General features: G+C 56.0%; 12 protein-coding genes and 1 riboswitch. Of the genes, 2 read left to right on the forward strand and 10 right to left on the reverse strand.

Annotated features, from left to right (window positions below; all coding sequences use genetic code 11):
- Positions 1–102 precede the first annotated feature (102 nt).
- The 4 genes from ACLD72_RS10870 to ACLD72_RS10885 form a co-directional block, all read right to left on the reverse strand.
- Complete coding sequence (locus tag ACLD72_RS10870; RefSeq protein WP_410997106.1) at positions 103–891, reverse strand: amino acid ABC transporter substrate-binding protein; 789 nt, start codon at positions 889–891, stop codon at positions 103–105.
- Positions 892–1,003: 112 nt separating this feature from the next.
- Positions 1,004–2,107, reverse strand: a complete 1,104-nt coding sequence (locus ACLD72_RS10875; protein WP_410997104.1) for a GerAB/ArcD/ProY family transporter — start codon at positions 2,105–2,107, stop codon at positions 1,004–1,006.
- Positions 2,091–3,302 carry a Ger(x)C family spore germination protein gene (locus ACLD72_RS10880; protein ID WP_410997102.1) on the reverse strand — a complete coding sequence of 404 codons (1,212 nt, stop codon included), beginning with the start codon at positions 3,300–3,302 and terminating at the stop codon, positions 2,091–2,093. Before ACLD72_RS10880 ends, ACLD72_RS10875 begins: the two co-directional genes overlap by 17 nt.
- A gap of 7 nt (positions 3,303–3,309) precedes the next feature.
- Positions 3,310–4,866, reverse strand: a complete 1,557-nt coding sequence (locus ACLD72_RS10885; RefSeq protein WP_410997095.1) for a spore germination protein — start codon at positions 4,864–4,866, stop codon at positions 3,310–3,312.
- A 487-nt stretch (positions 4,867–5,353) separates the two neighbouring features.
- Between ACLD72_RS10885 and ACLD72_RS10890 the strand changes: the two genes are divergently transcribed.
- Positions 5,354–7,000: a glycoside hydrolase family 9 protein gene (locus tag ACLD72_RS10890; protein WP_410997093.1), complete on the forward strand. Its 1,647-nt coding sequence runs from the start codon at positions 5,354–5,356 to the stop codon at positions 6,998–7,000.
- 362 nt (positions 7,001–7,362) lie between these two features.
- Here ACLD72_RS10890 and ACLD72_RS10895 read toward each other — a convergent pair whose 3' ends face one another.
- The 3 genes from ACLD72_RS10895 to ACLD72_RS10905 form a co-directional block, all read right to left on the reverse strand.
- Positions 7,363–12,705, reverse strand: coding sequence for a choice-of-anchor I family protein (locus ACLD72_RS10895; RefSeq protein ID WP_410997091.1), 5,343 nt, complete (start codon positions 12,703–12,705; stop codon positions 7,363–7,365).
- A 396-nt stretch (positions 12,706–13,101) separates the two neighbouring features.
- Positions 13,102–13,539 carry a beta-xylosidase family glycoside hydrolase gene (locus tag ACLD72_RS10900; protein WP_458475766.1) on the reverse strand — a complete coding sequence of 146 codons (438 nt, stop codon included), beginning with the start codon at positions 13,537–13,539 and terminating at the stop codon, positions 13,102–13,104.
- Between the two features lie 64 nt (positions 13,540–13,603).
- Positions 13,604–14,590 (reverse strand): AraC family transcriptional regulator, encoded by a 987-nt coding sequence (locus ACLD72_RS10905; RefSeq protein ID WP_410997089.1) that lies wholly within the window; start codon positions 14,588–14,590, stop codon positions 13,604–13,606.
- A 139-nt stretch (positions 14,591–14,729) separates the two neighbouring features.
- On the opposite strand from ACLD72_RS10905, the gene ACLD72_RS10910 reads away from it, so the two are divergent.
- The gene (locus ACLD72_RS10910; protein WP_410997087.1) at positions 14,730–16,865 is read left to right on the forward strand and encodes a glycoside hydrolase family 52 protein; all 2,136 of its coding nucleotides are present in this window, start codon (positions 14,730–14,732) and stop codon (positions 16,863–16,865) included.
- 509 nt (positions 16,866–17,374) lie between these two features.
- Here ACLD72_RS10910 and ACLD72_RS10915 read toward each other — a convergent pair.
- The 3 genes from ACLD72_RS10915 to ACLD72_RS10925 form a co-directional block, all read right to left on the reverse strand.
- A complete protein-coding gene (locus ACLD72_RS10915; protein ID WP_410997085.1) occupies positions 17,375–17,797 on the reverse strand; it encodes an SRPBCC family protein in 423 nt (140 codons plus the stop codon).
- Positions 17,798–18,389: 592 nt separating this feature from the next.
- Positions 18,390–19,379 carry a DMT family transporter gene (locus ACLD72_RS10920; RefSeq protein WP_410997394.1) on the reverse strand — a complete coding sequence of 330 codons (990 nt, stop codon included), beginning with the start codon at positions 19,377–19,379 and terminating at the stop codon, positions 18,390–18,392.
- Between the two features lie 237 nt (positions 19,380–19,616).
- Positions 19,617–19,787, reverse strand: a riboswitch (FMN riboswitch).
- 128 nt (positions 19,788–19,915) lie between these two features.
- Complete coding sequence (locus ACLD72_RS10925) at positions 19,916–21,202, reverse strand: LysM peptidoglycan-binding domain-containing protein (RefSeq protein ID WP_410997081.1); 1,287 nt, start codon at positions 21,200–21,202, stop codon at positions 19,916–19,918.
- Positions 21,203–21,234 lie beyond the last annotated feature (32 nt).

Below are 21,234 nucleotides of genomic sequence, written 5' to 3' on the forward strand. Positions count from 1 at the left end.
CCAAAAGAATCAGAAAAACCGGATCATGTTCAATCCGGTTTTGTCCTCGCCTTGCGCTTTCTGGCTTCCGGGTTTCCCCTCGTTTTCTTCGCTTCAGGTTCCTTATTTCAGCACTTTATCTTCGCCGAACCATTTTTCGGAAATCTGCGCGGCCGTCCCGTCCTGATTCAGCTCGTCCAAAGCTTGCTGCAGCTTGTTCAGCAGCTCTTCGTTGCCTTTCTTCACGCCGATTCCGTATTCCTCCGGCGCAAGCGACTCGTCCAAAATTTTAAAAGTGCCCTCTTCTTGAGCCATATAATATCTGGCCACGACCTCATCGATGACGACCGCGTCAAGCCGCTTCGTCTTCAAGTCGCTAAGCGCCAGCACGTTGTCCGGGAACTCCGTAACCGTCTTGATCTCGGACTTAATCGGATCGGCGTTCAGCGCGTCCGCCGCGGAAGACAGCGATTGGAGCCCGACGGCTTTGCCGGCCAAATCGCCGATTCTCGCAATCGGAGAATCCGCCAGCGTGACGATCACCTGGCTGTTTTTCAGATAAGGTTTCGTAAACAGCACTTTTCCTTTCCGTTCCTCGGTGATGGTGTAGCCGTTCCAGATCAGATCGATCCGGCCGCTGTTCAGCTCCGACTCCTTCGATGACCAATCGATCGGCTGGAAGGTGGCCTCCATGCCCATCTTCTCCGCAGCCGCTTTGGCGTAATCAATGTCGAAGCCGACGATTTCGTTCTTTTCATCGCGGAAGCCCATCGGCGCGAATTTATCGTCTATCCCGATGACCAGCGTATTGCCGCCCTTGCCTGAACCGGAGCTTGCGCCGGAGCAGCCGGCCAGCGCCGTCAGCATAACTGTCAGGACCAATCCTATTAATGCGATGTTTTTCAGTTTCATATGACTCTCCCCCAATAAATTAGCAACTCTACCGAATTGAATGCTTTAGTTCGTTAATACGTTATCAGACTCTCATGATAACATACTAATATGGAAGAGTCGAGGGTTTGGGTCACGATTCCCCCCTTTTTCTGTTCTTTCTGAACATACCCACAAGCAGCAGCAGTAAGGGGATGGCAAAAAAATGAATCGGCAGCACGTAATTGATCCACACCTCGGTCAGCAGCATCCTGGATGAGGGGTTTAAGCGAACGACAGCCATACAAACAGCCAGCGTGACCGCGGCCACAAACCATATGCAGTTTCTCCAGCTTGACGGTTTGCCGATCCATTGGGCCGTTCCGTAGCTGGCGATAAACAAATAAACCGTCAGCTTGATAAATACGCTGATCAGCCAGATCGCCACTAGAAAAATATCCATATTCTGAATGAATTCCATCAGATAAACCAGCTTGACCATCTCAAAAAACGGGAACTGGATTTTGGACGACAATGCCGGACCAAAGGTCATAATGACCCATACCGCCCCAACCGCCAAGGTCAACGAGGCGACCGATACCCCCAGCCATACGCTGCGCAGGGCATTCCGGTCCGGCTTTTCCAGGAAAGCGGACAGCATCATAATGAGCGCGATTTCGCCGAGCAGGGACATCGGCGTCAGACTGCCCTTCAGAATGGCAAGCGCCTCCGTATCGGCATAAACCGGAAGCATGGCGCTAGGGTTCAAATTACGCATCGACAGCGCGAAGGTTAGGATCAGAACAAACAGCAGCACAGGACCCCAAAGCTCGCTGAACCGGCCGACGCCCACAATTCCGCCTTTGCGGACCGCGTAAACGGCGATCGCCAGAAAACTGACCGCAATGACCAAATCCGGCGTTTTCTGCAGCATACTCAGCCGGATAAAGCTAAACTGTTCGCGTAAAATGATCCCCAGCACCCAATACCATTGAAGCAGGTACAGGAGTCCGACGAGTTTGCCCGGCCATTTGCCCAAGATCGAAATGCTGAACTGGAGCAACGTTTGGCCGGGAAACAACCGGCTGGCTTTAAATGCCAGATACGCGATCAGCATCGCGGCCAACCAGGCGATCATCATGGAAATCCAGACATCCTGCTTGGCGTCGGTGATGGCAAAGTTCAAAGAAATCAACAGGTTTATTCCCAATTCAAACATCCATACAAGCCAGAAGAGCTGTCTATTGCTGATTCGCACTGTTATCCTTGTCCTCCACACCAGGAACCAGGGATTTTCCCGTGAGCCCCGTGCCAGATATTTTCATATGTACCCGAAATTCAATGTCCGCGTGTTCGAACTGCCTGTCCCAATCCTTTTTCATCCTTTTCCAAACATAAGGGTGTTTGCGATGCAGCGTCTCTCCCAATTCAAAAATATCCGCCTTATACTGCTTCTGCACCAGGTCCACCGTCTGCTCCACCTTTTCCGTCAACCGGCGGTTCAGTTCATCCTCCACCTTTTTGACGTTGTCCGGCTTGGACAGATCCAGGTTTGCGTTGTTTTCGTTGATTTCTCCCTCCCCGCTAAGCCAAACTTTAAAGCTGACCTTTTCGCCGGCGATCTCCGGCACAATCCGGCTTTTGAACCTCATTGCGGGAATCGTAATCGTCTCGTGCTCCTCCCCCATCCGGATCGTAAACACACGATGGTCAAGCTTTCCTGTGATCCATAAACGAACCCAGAAGTTATCATAACCCAAATAACCTTTCAATTTCAGATTGCGATCGAATACCGCCGAGCCTGTCAGCGCCAATTCCGAACCGGCAGCGTTGCCCTCACTTTCGCCTTTCTTTGCCGTTTGCGCGGGTGAGACGATTTCCACGATTGGCATCACACTGCCTCCCGACGCTCCATTCGCCATGATGAAAAAATCGAGCAAAGAACGGCTCACCGGAGCGCCCATCACCTCCTGGATTTTTTGCACGCTGATCGACGGATTTTTTTCCAACCGGCTGCTTAGGTTCATGGCTTCTTGGGCCGTTCCTCCCTTTACGACAAAAATATTCGTCCGCAGCCTGACCAGCGGATTGCGGGCATATTCGTCAAGCACTTTCGCGATCCCGTGCCTGGCCAGCGCCTCGCCGATAAACACGTTCCTCCGGTGGCTGGCGAAGATGACGCGGGGCAGCTTTTTTTGCATATTTTGACCGGCATCGCCATCACTAGTGCCATAGGAAGTCTCGATGAGATACTGGTTTTTCCCGCCCTCCGTCCCTCCTGACTTTGTAGCCCCGGGAACGACGATATTGGCCGTGGCAACGTACCTCCCATCCCCGTTCAGATCCATCCCCCAGCCCAAAATGATCGCCCGGTCATTCATTTCCTGCCGGTCCCAGCAGCCGGTTATGAGCAACACGCAGGCCAAAAAAGCGATCCCCCGCTTCATACGCATGTTTGTTTCACCCCTTGTCTTTCTTGTCCGCACCGTTTGCGTCCGGCATAGGGTCCCCGTTCGATCTCGTTAGGTAATGCTGCTGCGTCTTGCGCATTTTCCAAGTCGGTCCCCGCACCAGCACATCGTCGGGGCTTTCCCGGGAAACCGTGCTGGGACCGAGCGGGGTCATATAAGGGACGCCAAAAGAATTGAGGCATACCAAATGGATCGTCAATGCGGTAATAAACAACACGATCCCGTAGAAGCCAAACGCCCCCGAAACAATCAACAGCGGGAAGCGCAGCATCCGGTAGGCGGTGCCCAGATTATAACGGGGAAACGCAAAGGAAGCGATTCCCGTGGTCGCCACGATAATGACCATCGGCGCCGAGATGATTCCCGCTTCCACGGCCGCTTGACCGATGACCAAGGTCCCGGCGATGCTTACCGCCGATCCGATTTGGTTGGGGAGGCGAATCCCCGCTTCCCTGAGCCCCTCGAACAGGAACTCCATCAGCAGCGCCTCAAATACCGCCGGAAACGGCACGCCTTCCCGCGCCGAAGCTACGCTGACCAGCAGGGATGTCGGCAGTACTTGCGGATGAAACGTCGTCAGCGCGACGTAAAGGGAAGGCAGCAGCAGGGAAATATGGACAAAAATATAACGGACCCAGCGGACAAAGGTGGTGTAGATAAAACGTTCGTGATAATCTTCGGGCGACTGTAAACCCGACCAGTAAGTCATGGGACAAATCAGGGCGAATGGGCTGTTTTCCATCAAAATAACGACTTTGCCCTCCAGCAGCGACCCTGCGGCCACATCGGGCCGTTCCGTATTTTGGATTTCCGGAAACGGGGAGTAGGGCTGCTCTTCGATCAACTCCTCCAAAATCCCTGAGCCATTCAGCGCATCGATACGGATTTTGCCCAAACGTTTCCGAACCTGTTCAACCAGCGACGGTTTGGCAACGTCCTCCATGTAAATCAGCTTTACTTCGGTCCCGGTCAGTTGGCCGATCGACATCGATTCCATCTTAAGTTTGGAGCTGTGGATTCTTCGGCGCAGCAAGGACGTGTTGACGCTGATCGTTTCCGTAAAAGCGTCCCGCGGTCCGCGCACCACCTTTTCGGAGGGAGGTTCCTCGATGCCCCGTTGCTCCATTTTTGTTAAATTAGCAAGCAGCGCATAGCTCTGCCCTTCGAACAGAATCGCCGTCTCCCCTTCCAGCACCCCCTCAATCAGGTCAGTGCACTGGGAAGTCTTTCGGACCCCAGCGGCAGCCACAAGCGTGTCCTCAACAAACCTCCCGAATCCTTCCGGCTTGGGAAGCCGCTCCGTTTCTCCCTCGTTCAGCCAGAGGCGAAGCAAAATCTGATCCAGCAACTGGGTATCCGTCATTCCCTCCGTATAGATCAATAACATGATTTCTGCACCGTGTACGGAAACCGGACGGAACACGATGTCGGAGCAGCGGTCAAACGACTGGCGCAGCTGCTGCTCGTTTTGGGCCAGCTTTTTTAATATTGGCGTGTCATTGCTCATCCCCGGCACCTCCGCATACGTAATCCCATTTAGTTTCATTCCAAAATTTGCAAAATATTCATGATTCCAGCTTTTTGTAGCCTTGCCAAGATTCACGGGCCATGTAAATATGGGGATAGATGAGTGAAAGCGATTACGACCAAAATGCAAGTTTAAAAGTCGGCTTTTCAGCACCGAAGATTATGCTTACGAAGTGCGTTTTTTTCAAAACGCTTTAGGTCGGATGAAGCTAGGGACGTCAGGAGCGGAGCGTACGTTTTGGGTACGTGAGCACCTGAAATGTTTCCGCAGGAAACATACTTCGGAAGCATATGCTTAGGCCCGGCTGAATTCAAGATTCGATGTCGAATCCACTTCTTGACCTGCTTCGTGATAAGAAAAACTCTATCGATGAACAATCAAAGAAGACAGACCGCCCTAAGATGAAGTTTTTCTTGCGATTTAAGGAAGAAACGCTCCGATGCCTACCCTTTCTTAAATCTTCAAAAGTTGACTTTTAAACTACCTTTTTAAGGAGGGGATTTTGATGAGTGAACCTGTAGGGAACAGCATGGCGGCGTGGGGCATTGCGGTGAACCAGATCGGGTATTCGCCGGATACGCGTAAAACCTTCATTTGTGCAGGCGAAGGCGGGACGTTTGAGATCGTCCGGGAATCGGATGGGCAAGCCGTTTACCATGGAGAAACCGGACCGCCTTTGTATGATGAAGCATCGGGGATCACCGTCAGCCGGGGGGATTTTACCGCTTGTTCGGAAGAAGGCGGCTATTTTGTAAGGTTGAATGGGGAGACGTCCGCTTCGTTTGTGATCGGCAACAATCCGTATGCAGAACTTCATACCGGTCTGCTCAAATCTTTTTATTACTTCCGCTGCGGCATGGAACTGGAGGAGCCGTATGCCGGTCCGTGGAAACATGCCGCCTGCCATACGGCGGAAGGCATCGTTTACGGCGAGCCGGACCGGAAGCAAGGCAGCTCCGGCGGCTGGCATGACGCCGGCGATTACGGCAAATACACCGGACCGGGGGCCAAGGCGGCCGCCGATCTGCTGCTGGCGTTTGAATTTGCGCCGCAGGCGTTCCAAAGGCCGATTCCGCTGCCGGAAACGGACGGCTTGGCGCCGGATGTCCTGCACGAATGCCGCTACGAGCTCGAGTGGCTGCTGAAAATGCAGGACGAGCGCACGGGCGGAGCGTTTCACAAGCTCACGACAAAGCAATTTCCGGCGCTGGACGTGATGCCCGAGGACGACCGGGCGGAGCTGTATTTTATGCCCGTCTCCGCCGCGGCGACCGGCTGCTTCGCCGGGGTCATGGCGCTGGCGGCGCGGGTGTACCGGCCGTACGATGAGGCGTTCGCCGGCCGCTGCCTGATCGCGGCGGAGCGGGCCTGGGAGTGGCTGGAGCGGCATCCCGCTTCGCCGGAAAACCCCGGCTTCAAAAACCCGGCCGACGTCGCCACCGGCGAATACGGGGACCAGGTCGATCTTGACGAACGGTTTTGGGCCGCCGGTGAGCTGTTCCGGACGACAGGGGAAGCGGCCTATCACGAAGCGTTCCGGAAGCTGGCGGCGGAATCTTTTCCGAAATACGAACTGGGCTGGGCGGATATGGGCGGCTACGGCACGATCGCCTACTTGTTCAGCGAAAAAGCGAAGGCTGACGGTACGCTCCGTGCTTCGCTGGAGGCCGGTTTGCTTGAGGAGGCCGAAAGACTGGCCCAGCGCTGCGCCGAGGACGGTTATCTGACTTCGCTGCGGCCGGAGGATTATATTTGGGGCAGCAACATGGTGCTTCTGAACCGGGCGATGCTGCTGCTGATCGCCGCAAGGGTTAGCGGCGAAGCCCGCTACCGGGGGCTGGCGCTGGAGCATGTGCACTATTTGCTCGGCCGCAACGTTCTGGGCTGCAGCTATGTCACCGGCTTTGGCCACCGGGCAGTCCGCCATCCGCACCACCGGCCTTCTGTCGGCGACGGCGTGGAGGAACCGGTGCCCGGGCTGGTGGCCGGCGGCCCCAACCGCGGGCTGAACGACGACTGCATGCAGGAGCATCTGCAGGGCAAAGCGCCGGCCGCCTGCTTCATCGACAACGAGCTCAGTTACGCCAGTAATGAAGTGACGATCTACTGGAACTCCCCGGCGGTATTTGTGGTGTCCCATTTTGTGAAGTAGCTGGGGGCTAAATTTTGGATGGACGCCGCTCTAACGGACACCAACGACCTTATCCGCTCATTTCCCGAGTATTTCCCAGGCTAACGGACACAGGCGGCCCTATTTCGCTCTAAACCCGTTCATCCAGGACGATTTGAGGTAAATAAGGTCGTCTGTGTCCGTTACATTTTGCAAACTTCCGTTTTTCCGAAAATAACGGCTCTGGTGTCCCTTAGCCCCCTGATTCTGGATGTCCCCCTTCTCCTCCCCTCTCTACCTGCGCATCCCCCTCTACCTTGACCGAAATTTTATCAATATAAGGTGAACAAAAAGGAACGCGGCAGTAAAACAGCCGCGTCCCTTTTTGCCTTGCTATTGGTACATTAATCGATAAACCGCAGCTCCTTCAGCATCCGCATCAGCAGGATGGCCGCCTGGGCGCGGGTGGTATGACCGTTCGGGGCAAAGGCGCCATAATTGTCGCCCTGCATGATCCCTTGCTCAACCAGCCAGGCTACGTCTTCCGCAGCCCTGTCGGGGATCGCCGAGCGGTCCGTGAACCGGGCCAGCAACGCCGTATCGGCGCTTGTTCCGGCAGAAACCTTGCCATCCGCACCTGTGTTTCCGCCCTTAACCAGCCGCATCGCTTTCGCAACCATCACGGCCATCTCCGCCCGGGTAATGCGTTCATTCGGCTTAAACGTGCCGGTTGCATCCGGGGTGACGAGACCGTATTCCACCGCGGCCGCGATTTCACTGGCCAGGCTATTACCCGGCTCTACATCGCTGAATACGTTCGACTCCTGCGCCGGGGTCAAGCCGAGCCCGCGAACCAACAGTGCCGTAAATTCTGCTCTCGTCATTTCCCGTCCAGGCTCGAAGCGGGTTTCACTCACGCCTTCCACAAGCAGTTTGGACGCCAATTCGCCGATGGCTTGCTCCGCCCAGTGCCCGTTTACATCGGCAAACCGGTGTTTTTTGCCGCTGACCAGTGTGTACAGGCTGTTGCCCGGACGCTTCAACTCTAAAGCAGGTTTGCCGTCCACCGTAACTTTAACTGCAGGAACGAAAACAAGTTTTCCAGCCGCCTTGTTGTACAAGACTGCCGTAACCGAACCACTATCAACTCCGTCCGGCAGCGGGATCGTCCGGCTAAGGTACGTATTCCCGAAATCCGTGATTTCCCGCTCCTGACCGTCCGTGGTGAGAAGCACTACTTTGAATTCAACTGCCGCAGAGCCCGTAAGGGTTACTCCTTGGTTTGCGGCAGCCTTGGCGATCTCCGTCTGTTCGGACGTTTTGGCCGATAAAATGGAAATCCGTATGGAAGCGCCTGAGCCTGATGAACTTGAAACGCCGGAACCGGTTAGACCGGAATGGCCCGCGCTGATCGCCTGAAGCGGGATTCGGTAGCTAGCCAGCGCGGTGCGAATGACCAGTATTACCTCGCTGTTTCCATTCCCCTCCTTATTAACCGAAAGGAGCGTATCCGCAGGCAGGGAAAGCACGGTTCCGCCGCTGAGGTTCGTCAGTTCCACCGTCAGTTCGCCTTGGCTGCTTGAAGCGGCTGCCGCAAGGGCGGTCTTCAACACATCCGGCTTAACGGAAACTTGATTTACCGTCTGGCCGTCGTCACCGCGGGTAACTTCAACCTGCAGCATATCGCTCACAAGTTCATATGCCGCTTTTCCCGAGGCGGATTCCCCGGGTTCAGCCATTCCCGGGCCGGGCGCCTCTCCGGATCCTGACGAACCCTTCCCGCCGCCGCTGCTGCCACCACTTCCACCGCCGTTACCGCCACTTCCGCCACTTCCGCCGCTTGGCTTCGCTTGCTCGACGATCCGGCCTTCCACAACCGGTGAGACCGTGCCGCCCAGCCGTTCGATATTCTCGATAAAAATCTCGTAATCGGGATACCCGAGATCCTCGTGATAGGCTCCAGCGGCGATCGCTGCGGCAAAAGAGCTGTAGCCGTCACCGCCGTTCGCCACGAAGCTGTTGGTCGCAAGCCGGTAAGTGGAAGATAGATTTAAGGGAACATAGGTGTCGCCTTGCTTGATTTGTACGTCAAAGACACGGCTTCCTGCCGGCTGGGCGGGATCCCACTTAAACTTCATACCGGCGATTTGCGGGAATTTCCCAGGGAGGTCGGTCAATTTGGCCCCGCTGATCCCGTTCTCCAGTCCGTCCTTCAACTGCTGCCCGGTGACGTCCAGCACATACAGCGTGTTGCCAAACGGCATCACCGTCCGCAGTTCTCCCATCGTGATCTCACCTTGGTCGATGGAAGCACGTATGCCGCCACCGTTCATGATGGCAATTTGCGCCCCTTTGAGCTGCTGCGCTTTGGCCAGCATACCATCGGCGATCAGGTTGCCCAGGTTCGTTTCCTTGGAGCGCACATTGACGCGTTCACCGTCGAGAACGACCGCAGCCGTCCCGATGACCTGCTTCTTCAATTCCTCGAGCTCTGCCTTAAGAGGATCGAGCATCGTCTTCGCGGCGGCGTCTTCGGCAACCTGGCCGTTCACCGGAACCAGGCTCCCCGACGTTTGTCCCGGCCCCGTCAGAACCTGACCTTGCTCATCGAACACCAAGTCCACCCGGCCGAGGTATTTACCCCATTCGTTCGCCTGAACGATAACGGTCGGTGTTTGATGAACGCTGTCGGACACGATTTCCGGCGAGTCCAGCTTCGTATGCGTATGACCGCCAACGATTAAATCGATGCCTTCAACTTCGGCGGCCAGCTTTTGATCCCGCGCGTACCCGAGATGCGACAGGCCGATGATGATGTTCAGACCGTCCCGCTCCATGGCGGTGACGGTCGCTTCGGCGGCTTGAACCGCTTCGTTGAACGTCACGTCTTTGCCCGGGCTGGAGGTCACGGCCGTATCTTCCGTCGTGAGGCCGAACACCCCGACCTTATGCCCGCCTATTTCAAGCACGACATAAGGATAAATACCCGCATTTTCCGGCGTTTTCGGCGCGCTGACGTCGATGTTGGCCGGCGCTTTTACGAGCGGTGCGATGTTGCCGTCCTTGCTGAAATCGATATTGGAGCTGACCAGCGGAAACTGGGCTTTTTTGATGAAATCGGCCAGCCCCCCCGTACCTTTATCGAACTCATGATTCCCGAAGGTCATGGCATCGTAGCCCATTAAGTTCATGAATTCGAGATCTTTAAGTCCTTGCCATTTCGTAAAATACAGATCCCCGGAAAAAACGTCCCCCGCGTCCAACAGCAGGTTGTCGCCGCCCTCGGCGCGGATTTGCTTCACCAGCGTGGCGCGTCTGGCCACATCGTCCAAATGGGCATGCGAGTCGTTTGTATGCATCACCGTCAGCTTCCAGGTGTTCCCGCCATCCTCTGCAGGCTGAACCGTCACCTTCGCTTCGGCCACGCCGTAGCCGTCTTCGCTTAGCGCGGTAATCACCGCCTGCCCGGCAGCCACCGGGGTAACGGTTCCGTCCGCATCAACGGCAGCGACGGATGAATCGGAAGTCGACCAGCCGACTTTCTCCCCGCTCCCTACAGTCCCGCCGGCCGACGTCACCGTCGCCGTCAATTTTTCCGCCGCACCGCCTGCGGTTAGCGTTAACGAGGTTTTATCCAGGCTCACCTTCGTCACTTCCAGCTCCAGAACCGCTACCGTGCCGCTTACTTCGTTGGCGACAAGCAGCAAAGGCAGCCCGGTCGGACTTTCCGTAGCCGGCACAAACTCCAGCCCTTCCGGCCCGGTATCAGTATTCATCCCCGCGTTAAAGTCGCGCGTGTTCGTGTAGTTGGCAAATACCGGATTTTCCGGATCGGTTACGTCATAAACCATCACCCCGCCGATTCGCTCAAGTCCGGTGAAAGCAAACGCTTTGCTGCCGACTTGGCCGACGGTGACGTATTCGGGTTCGGGGCCTTTTTTCGGACTCCGTTTATCAAAATTGGCTTTGCTGTGGTTGGAGTTAAAATAATCCGGCAGACGTGCGGCCGTCACCCGTTCAAAGTCGTTCCCGCTGTCGTATACTTGCTGCATGGTGTCCGCATCCCACACCGAAAACGAGCGGGCTCCATACAGATAAACCCCGTCTGCTCCCATATCGCTGGCCGTTTCCACATCGCCATACCGCGAACCGCTTTCTTGTAAAAAGCGTCCCGCTTCCGAGTCCGGATCGACACTCGTCAGCTTTTTGATCTTGGTTACGTTGGTGCGGCCCGGCCATTCGGTTGCATCGCCCTCGTTGGCCGTGAACAGATAGGTTTTTCCGTCTGCCGTATAGGCGTCGATACCGTCCGGCATGTACATCCCTTTGAACGGTACGTTTTCCAGGTTGATGATTTGATCTTCAATCAAGTCCAACGCGTTGTTCGGATCGTTTAAATCCTTGAACCCAAGCCCGCGAACGTAGAGAACCTTCGCTTTCGCGACATCGATCGCGGCGACCGCGTTGTTCTCCTGCAGCGACACGTATGCCGTCGTCTCGTCGCCGGAGAGCGCGATATATTCAGGCTCCAGGTCGAAGACGGCATCTTCCTTGGCGCCGCTGCCGGTAATCATACCATTGGCATCGGCCTGGCCCCGGATATGCACCAGATCATCGATCACGGTCGGGTCGTCGAACTTCACGTGGCGGACTTGCCCCTCCACCGTATCGACGATCGTAACGCTGCCTTCGGGGTCGATCCCGGCTTCGCGCGGCTCTCCCTCGTCCGCCGTCAAAATGTACCGGCCATCCGAGGTATACTTGACCATGTCGGGCTGAACGCCGGCTTCGAATTCATCCAGCAAATTCCCGTCATAGTCGAACACGAGAATTTTGCCGGCTTTGGCCGAATCAGCTTCCTGCACGGCGGCGGCGATCCGTTTCGTGACCGTATTGATATCGAGACTCGTCAAATCGCCGAACGTAAAACCGCCGGTTTTCTCCGCAAGATTAACGACATCAACCGTTTTCTCCTTTGCCAGCGTGCCGCTTTCCGCGAGCGGAACGATATCGATGCTCGGCGGTTCGGACGACCCGTTCACCAGATAAAATTTTCCATTGTCTTTGTTGTATTTCACGATTTCGGCGACACCGCCGTCCTCGTTAGGCGCACCCACGGAATAAGCAGCAATTTTGCGGATTTGCAGCGTATCTTCCAGGGGGGCCGGTTCCTGGCCCGCGGTAACCGTAAATTGCAGAGCAGCTTCTGCCCGGCTCGGTTCGGCCGCGCTGTCCGTCAAGGTTACTTTAATTTCATAGCTGCCCTCTGTACCGGCAGCCGGGGTTCCCGTAATGATTCCGGTTGCCGCATCCAAAGCGAGGCCGATTGGGAGCCCGTCCACAGCAAAGCCATAGGGCGGTTCCCCGCCGTAAACGGCGATCGTCGCCGAATAAGGCGAGCCGGCAACGGCTTGCGGCAAGTTTTGCGCGGAGATGCCAAGCCCGTCAGCCGCGGCAAGCAAGGCCGGATCGGCGCTGCCACCGGTTCCGGCTGCATCCACCAACTGGGCGGCGTTCGTGTCGGCGGCGTTATCCTCTGCCTGCGCTGTATTCATGTCGGCGGCGTTATCCTCCGCCTGGGTGGTGTCCGCACCGGCCCCATCCCCTCCAGCCGTCTCCAAACCGGGAGCTGACTGCGTCGCCGGGGAGCTTTCCTCGGCGGCCGCCCATCCGCCCGGACCTGCCAAGCTGATGAACAACGCCGCAGCCAACAATGTAGAAACCGTTTTCGAACCTCTCTTCTTCAATCCGATTCCTCCCTAACTTCATCTATCATATTTCCATAGAAGTTTAGCGGGGAAGTGTTATCGGAAAACGTTGTTTTTCTGAATTTTTGTAAAATGATTGTTAATAGATTCGTAGCCTGGGCGTTGAATGGTGACAAAAAAACGTCCAAAGGCGTTCGCGAAATGCAAAAGTGCAGGCGATTCTCGCGAAAATGCCCCGAAATAGCCGATCAAATGCAAAAGTGCAGTTCATTTTCAGATAATCAACTACAATTTACCAAATTCACTTATTACAACTGCACTTTTGCATCCGAACCACCTCGGTAAGGGCACATCACGCGAGATCAAATGCACTTTTGCACTTGGTCCCTCATAACGGCGGCACATCGACCACAAGACCCAACCATAAAACTAGTTTCAAACAATCCAGAGCCCCCAACCGTCGACAGTTTTAGCGGTACAACTTTTTCCCGGCGTCCGCAAACAGCGCACTTCCGGGTTACCCTTGATCGCGCCTTCCGCCATCCCGATCGGGATGTAATCAAACCAGTCGAAGCGGGCCGGAACTGCGGGAGTGTTGGTGCGACTGACCGCGTAAAGGCCGAAGAATACGCCGGTGAACCCGCCGGCCACCCCGGTCGCCGGGATGCTGTATTCGCCCTTGCCCAGGATCGCCCGCTCTTCCTCCCGTTCCGAATGACGGTATGTAAAGACGTAATTTTCCGCGTCGGCCGGAACGCCGAGAATCACCCGGTCTTCTGCCCATGCCCATGGGACGCTATGCTCCACCTTCTGCAAAGAGCCCAACCGCCGGCGGAAAATAAGGACCGTTTCCCCGCCTGTCCGGGTCAGGATGACTTAATAATGGAAGCGGTGGTTCTACAGCACGGTAAGCCGGCCGTGCCGCGCGTCCGGTGCCTCAAATATGGTATCTCCCGCGGAATTTGCCGGGCGGCTCGCCGGTCCAGCGCTTGAACTGCCGGCTGAAATGGGCGATGTCCTTGTAGCCGAGCCGCTGCGAGACGTCTTCCACCGACAGCTCCGGCTCCATCAGCAGCAGCTTGGCTTTTTTCAGCTTCAGCGCCGACAGGTACTGCCGCGGGGACATGCCGTACACGCTGCGGAAGATGCGGTTGCAGGAGGAGGCGCTGTACCCGAGGCCGGCGGTCACGGCCGCCACGGTTTCGCGCGCCTCGTCTGCGTCTGCGCCGGTGTCTCTGCCGCTGCCGCCATCACCATCGCCGCCTACAGCTTCGCCGCCTTCGTCTTGTTCGCCGCCGGCCGCTTCAGCGCCGGCCAGGCGGCTCCAGGCGTCCGGCGTCTCGACGCAACGCTCCAGACCGGCGGCGATCTCCGCGGCGACGCGGTGCGTGCGGCTGCCGGAAGCGCCGGCACCGCCGCTTTCCGCCAAGCTGTCGCTAAGGCCGGCGAACAGCTCAAACAGCGCCGACAAGGTCCGCATCTTGTCGGCCAGCTTCACGCCCGCGCCGCCCGAGGTGAGCGCAATCAGCCTGTCCAGGCTGGGGCGGATTTTCTGCGCCAGCGGGCTGTCCGCCGCGTACAGCACCGCTTCACCCCGGCACAGCACCTCCCGCATGACGCGGTCATCCACGTTGAAATGCAGACAATAGTACGTCATCCGCCCCGTTCCCGCCGCCCGGCTCTCGTGCACATCCTCGGGACGCAGCAGCAGCAAATCCCCCGGCTTTTGCACGTAGCGCTGGCCGTTTACGATCATCTCCTGGCTCCCCGCCAAGAGCAGATTCACTTCAAACAACGGATGGCTGTGCCGCGGATAAGACCATTCGTTCGTCACTGTCCGCAGATGCGCGGCAAACAGTCGAAACGTTGAATCCATATCGGGCAGCATAAACTCGGCCACTTGATGCTCTCCGGATATATTCATACACCGATTCTCCTTTTACCGTCATTTTTTCTGATTGATTTGGGTAAATTGATTGGCGGTTTGGACATGGGAGACGCCAAAATCCCTTGATATAATCAAACTAACATACCATTCACCTAAATAACAGGAGGTAATCAAGTTGGGTAAAAATATTTTTTTCAACGCGCATCACTCGCCGGTCGGCGCTTTCGCCAGCTTCACACTAGGGTATCCCGGCAAAAGCGGCGGGTTTGATCTTGAGCTGGGCAGCCCGCCCAACCAGAATATATACATCGGATTGCAGGAGGACGGTCAAGAGCGCTACCGGGCCCTGCCGTTTTTCGGGGAAGGTCAGGACGAGCGCGACCGTTATACGACGGAGGAGGACGAGAATAGCGGTGAAGGCCAACATTCCGTCCAAAAAAATGACAGCGGTATCATCGCTGCGTTTGCGCGCGGAGAGATCACCCGCAAGTTTGGCGTGGCGACCGATGAGTGGCAGGCCGGCGATCTGACGTTCCGCCTGTACTCGCCGTTTGGGCCGGTGCCCGATCCGAAGTCAGCATCCGAAGAGGAGCTCCGCTTCGCGCTTTGCCCCGCGGTGTTGGCCGAAATCACGGTCGACAACACGCGCGGCAAAGCGGCACGCAAAGCGTTTTTCGGCTTCCAGAACACCGATCCGTATACCTCGATCCGCCGCCTGGAGGATACGACCGATGGGCGAATCCGTGGCGTCGGCCAGGGCCGGAACACGGCGATCGCCACAAACGATCCGCGGGTGACGAGCGCTGGATTTTTCACGATGGAAGCGATCCTGCAGCCAAAGGTGCCGGAAAACTTACGGTTCGGACTTGGCCCGGTGGGCGCACTCTTGATGGACACCCCTGCCGGCGAAAAAGCAACCTACCGCTTTGTGCTTTGTTTTTACCGTGGCGGCTACGTCACTACCGGGATGGACGCGTCTTATTATTACACGCGGTTTTTTGGCAATATCGAGGAAGTGGCCGCTTATGCGCTTGAGCAGTTCGACCGTAAGCTCGAAGCCGCGCGCCAGGCCGAACAGCTCGTCAGCGCTCCGCATCTGAACGAGGATCAGCGCTTCATGCTGGCGCACGCCATCCGCAGCTATTACGGGTCCAGCGAACTGCTTGACCACGGAGGCGAGCCGCTGTGGATCGTCAATGAGGGCGAATACCGGATGATGAACACATTTGATCTGACGGTCGACCAGCTGTTTTTTGAGCTGAAAATGAACCCATGGACGGTCAAAAACGAACTCGACCTGTTCACCAGCCGCTACAGCTACGAAGATACGGTCCGCCTCCCGGGCGATGATACCGTGTATCCCGGCGGCATCAGCTTCACGCATGACATGGGCGTGGCCAATTCGTTTTCCCGGCCCGGCTACTCCGCTTATGAGCTGCACGCGATCGACGACTGCTTCTCGCACATGACGCATGAGCAGCTTGTCAACTGGGTGCTGTGCGCTTCCGTTTACGTGAGTCAGACGGGTGACAAAGCTTGGCTGGGCCAAAACCTCGGCGTGCTTGAGCAATGTCTGGAAAGCATGGTGAACCGTGACCATCCGGACCCGGCCAAACGGACCGGGATCATGGGCCTCGACAGCTCGCGGACGATGGGCGGCGCGGAGATCACCACGTACGACAGCCTTGACGTGTCGCTCGGCCAGGCGCGCAATAACATTTATTTGGCGGGCAAAAGCTGGGCTGCATATTTGGCGATGGAAAAGCTGCTGCGGGGAAGCGGCCGCGAGGAGCAGGCGGCGCTGGCCGGCCGGCAGGCCGAGCTGTGCGCGCGGACGACCGTAGCTCACATGCAGCCGGGCGGCTACATTCCCGCCGTCATTCAGGAGAATAATGATTCGAAAATCATTCCGGCGATCGAGGGGCTGATTTTCCCGCTGTTTACAGGATGCGAGGAGGCGCTTGATAGAGGCGGGCGCTTCGGCGCTTACATCGGGGCGCTGTCGGAGCATTTGCGCGCTGTGCTGAAACCAGGCGTCTGCCTGTTCGAAGACGGCGGCTGGAAGCTGTCCTCGACGAGCAACAATTCCTGGCTCAGCAAAATTTACCTGTGCCAGTTCATCGCCCGCCGCATTCTCGGGCTGCCGTGGGATGAGCGGGGCCGAGCCGCCGACGCGGCGCACGCCGCCTGGCTCACCTCCGAGCAAAACGCCTACTGGAGCTGGAGCGACCAGATCATGGCCGGCGTCATTTGCGGCAGCCGCTACTACCCGCGCGGCGTAACCGCCATTTTGTGGTTGGACGAAAAGTAATCGGTGCGGGGGCGAGCTGGGAGTTGCCGTACGTAAATCGCTGGAGAAATTCGCTCCGTCTTATCCTTTGATTGGGGCATGGAGTAGGAGCACACTGCTTGCGTTTTTGTAGTGGCTGGGAGAATAACGGTAAAAAATGTCCTTATTTTCGGCAAAAAGGTGAATTGGCTAGAATAGAGGAATTTTTTACCGCTATTTTGGGAGTAAGGGGACGAAGAGGGGCTTTTCCCAAGATTGTTACCCAGATAAGGCCCAAAAGTTCCGCTATTTCACGCAGAAGCGGAAATTTTCAAAAATAACGCCACAAATTACCGCTAATCCGGCAACAGAGGCAGTGGCTGGCCCCTATCCTCGCCTCCCCGCACCTAAAGCAAGGGTTTGCACATCTATGATTATTTTTTATGGACATGAAAAAAGATCGCCGTGTTATCCTGGCCAAGAAATCAGGGTAACCGGTGATCTTTCTTTTAAAACGGATGTTTTTATTGAACCTATTTGAGGGAGTTTCGCTATTCTTCAGCGACGGCCTTAAGCATGGCCAATACTGCATTTTCCCCTTCTTCTTGCGATGGTTCGTCCTCCGCGCCCGGGCGGTTGTCCTGTTGCTCGATCTTCAGGAGCGTGCCGCCGCCCTCTTCACTCAAGATATAGCTCATCACAAAGTAATTTTCCGGCTTGTCTTCAAGTCCTGGTTGAGGGGCAAACAGGGAATACCGGATAAGCCGATAAGGTTCCACTTCCAGCACCTTTCCCCATTGCTCGAAGACGTTTCCGTCCCATTCATTGCGGAAACGGATTTCGCCGCCAACTTTCCAATCGGTAATCAGATCGGCGCCATATTGCCATTTCTTGACTAGATCAGGTTTTGTAAGCGCATTCCAAACCTTGCCGGCAGGCGCTTGAATCATGATGCGTGATACTTGCGTCGACAAACCGATCCCTCCTCATGCTTACCTGTTATGTTTGGGCAGAATAAGAAAACCAGATTGTTGTATTGGTGAAAGTCCCACCCTATGCCCGTTTTAAGATCATAACAGACGGGTTCCCGTCCGGCAACTTTTCAAAGCTTCCGTGTTAAAGTCGCAACACTCTAAGCCAAAATTTCATAATCGAGCGTATATGGATCTTTTTCCCAGAACTTTTTCGAGCTGATCCCGCATTCCATGACAGGTTGTCCGATGAATATTTTCATAATTCGCTCTTTAACATTATATGGGTTCAATCGCGCCTGCCCCTATTAGCTTCTCCTCAGTCCTGAAGCTATGTCCCATTGGATAAATCCAATAGATTTGCCGCGATGGGCTCTTTTCTGCGAATTTCAACTGATTCTATTGGATATATCCAATAGAATCACCGGTCAGCATGTTTACTAACCCGCGCGCAATCATACATATGCCCTTAGAAGGTACCGGACCAGCCAAAGCCCCATACTCCCCAAATTCCTCTTGGCAACAAAAAAGACCTCCGCAATGGAGGTCCCCAAAACCTGAGTCAGTTAAAAAACAAGTTAATCCCTCATCACCGTTAAGCCCCCGCGTTGCTCGTTTTCGTCTCCGCGGCGGGCGATCCGCCCTGACGTGAGATGATGAACAGTGTCGCCCAGATCAGCACGAATCCGCACACTTGGGCTGCCGTAATCATCTGCTGGAACGCTACCCAGTTGACGAGCACCCCGACCATCGGAAAACTTAGCTCTGCCAGCGTGGCCACCGACGCCTTTGTGGTCGTCAATCCTTTGTAGTAGACGAGCAAGCTCAGGAGTCCCGGCAGCAGCGCCTGTCCAAGCATGTTCAGCGAAACGGCGGCGATTTGCCAGCCTCCGGACGGCAGATTCCAGGCCGCCCCTTCGTTCCAGGCGATGGCCAGCAGCAGCGGCAGCGCCAAAATAAACCGCAGCGACGTGACCGTCTCATACTTCATCTTTCCAACCATCAGCCGGCCCATCACGGTCGAACCGCCCCAAAGCGCGGCCGCTCCCAGCGAAAGCAGGCTGCCGACCTGCACGAAATCGCGCCAGTGCCCGATCGGAACCGTAAATCCGAAAGTGAGCAGGTACGTTCCGGCCAAAGCGATCACCAGCAATCCGGCAAAGTGACGCGGCAGTTTCTCCTTCAATATCAAACCGGCGAGCAGGATGGCGAACAGCGGCTGCATTTTTTGCAGCAGCAGCACGGCGTTCAAATCACCGCTCGATAGAGCCATCGTGAACAGGATGGTGGCGACCGCCGACCCGCCCCAGGAAATAAAGAGCAGCGCTCCGGCGTGACGCCAGCCCAGCCCTTTAAGATCGGTGCGGTTTTTCCATAACACCGGAACGGCCACCAAAGCGATGATGATATGTTCAATCAGAACAAGTTGCGCCGAAGTCAGCGACTTCAGCAAAATGATCCGAAACAGCGGGTCGACACCCCAGAGGGCGGCTCCCAGAACGACAAGCCAAAACCCGGTTTTCGCTGTTCCTTTTGCGGCCGCGTTCACGGCCAATGTTGCCGCCTTCCCTGACGCGCCCGCCATTCCGGATGCTCCCGCCAGCGTGCCGGCGTTGCCGCCGGCCTGCAAACCAACCTTGCCTGTCCCCGCTCCTACCCCATTAACTCTACCGCTTGCACTTGCATTTTTCATAGTGATGTCCCCTTCTTGAATATGGGGTCTACGCAGAAAACCCCCGCAATCCTTTCGTGAAAAAGGGGTTGCGAGGGCGACCAAATAAGCCTGGGCAGAGCAAAGAAAAGCTCTGTTCAAACTTGCTTGTTTGATCTTCTCCCATCCGGACTTTACCGTCGGCCTTGGAATCGCACCAAGTCAGTCGCCAACCGCAGACAATACGCGGTAAACGAGTCGCGGGCTTAAGCCCCTCTCTTCGCCATGGAATAGAGGAACCTCACCGCCGGTCAGGAATTTCACCTTACCCCGAAGATCCATATTCATTTGAATTTTTTTAAAAAATGTTGGGTTGGTTTCAGCATACCGCAATCAACCCGATGCCACTGTTACAAAAGTCACATGAAAATTATAATTGAAAATTCGTGAAAATTCAAGACCATCTCATGTTACGACCGCTTCACCACGTCGAAGTTGCTTTCGATGAGCAGCCAGTTTTGCGGGAAACTGAGGCCCAGCTTCCAATAGCTCATGCCCCTGAGGTCCAGCTCTTGGATCAAATCGAATTTCGCCTGGATGGACCTGGCGTCCTCGAACCACACTTCATGCTGTTTTCCTTCCTCATCCGTGTACCTGAAAAAAGGAGCCTGCGCCCGTGCGCTGTATTCGATCGCCACGTTATGCCGGGCCGCGATCCCGATCGCCCGCTGTGGACTGACCGCCCGCGCTACGCTGCCAGGAACGAAGGGCAAGGTCCAATCATAGCCGTACAAATTTTGCCCCATCATAATTTTCCCTGCCGGCATTTCCGTCAGCGCATATTCGATGACCCTGCGCACCGGACCGATCGGCGACACGGCCTGGGCCGGTCCGCCGCTGTAGCCCCATTCATAGGTCATGATCACGACAAAATCGGCGATTTCCCCATGCGCCCGGTAATCGTGGGCTTCATACCACAGTCCCTGCTGCTCCCGGCTCGTTTTGGGCGCCAGTGCGGTCGACATCAGCCAGCCCTGCTGCTCGAAACGGGCTTTTGCCTTACGCAAAAAGGCGTTGTAAGCTTCCCGGTCGGCCGGCCGCAAAAATTCGAAATCGAAATGAATATCCCGGAATCCGTAATTGCCGGCCGTCGTCACGATATTGTCCAAAAACCGATCCTGCACGGCGATGTCGTTCAGCAGAATCCGTCCCAGCTCATCGCTGAACCGGTCATTTTCCTGATTCGTAACGACCATCATCAGCACGACCCGGTTTTCTCTGGCGATAGCCGGGAAGTTGTCCAGCAAAGGCTCCTTCAGCGATCCGTCCCGCCGCGCCTGAAAGCTGAACGGCGCCAGATAAGTCAAATGTGGAGCGGCCTCCCGCGCCCCTTCCTCCAGCTCCGGGGCCACGGTCCCGCCCCGGGGTTCCACATAGGCGTTAAACTCCGCGTTCCGTTTCGGACGGGGCGGAATGTACAGCCGAAACCCGACGGACAACGTCCGGTCCGGTGAAATACCGTTCACCCGAGCCAGCTCCCGGTAGTTGATTCCAAACCGCTGTGCGATCGACCACAAGCTGTCACCGGGCTGAACCCGGTAATAGCTGCCGACGATCGGAATAACCAGAGTTTGTCCTACCACAAGCCGGTCGGGATTCGGGATTTCATTCGCTTCCACGATATCGCCATAAGGGATGCCGTAAGTATCGGCGATGCTGTATATGGATTGGTTCCGCTGAACGACATGAATCTGCATCGGTTTCCCTCCCTCACAAAAAATTCGCTGCC

Source organism: Paenibacillus lacisediminis, assembly GCF_046567315.2.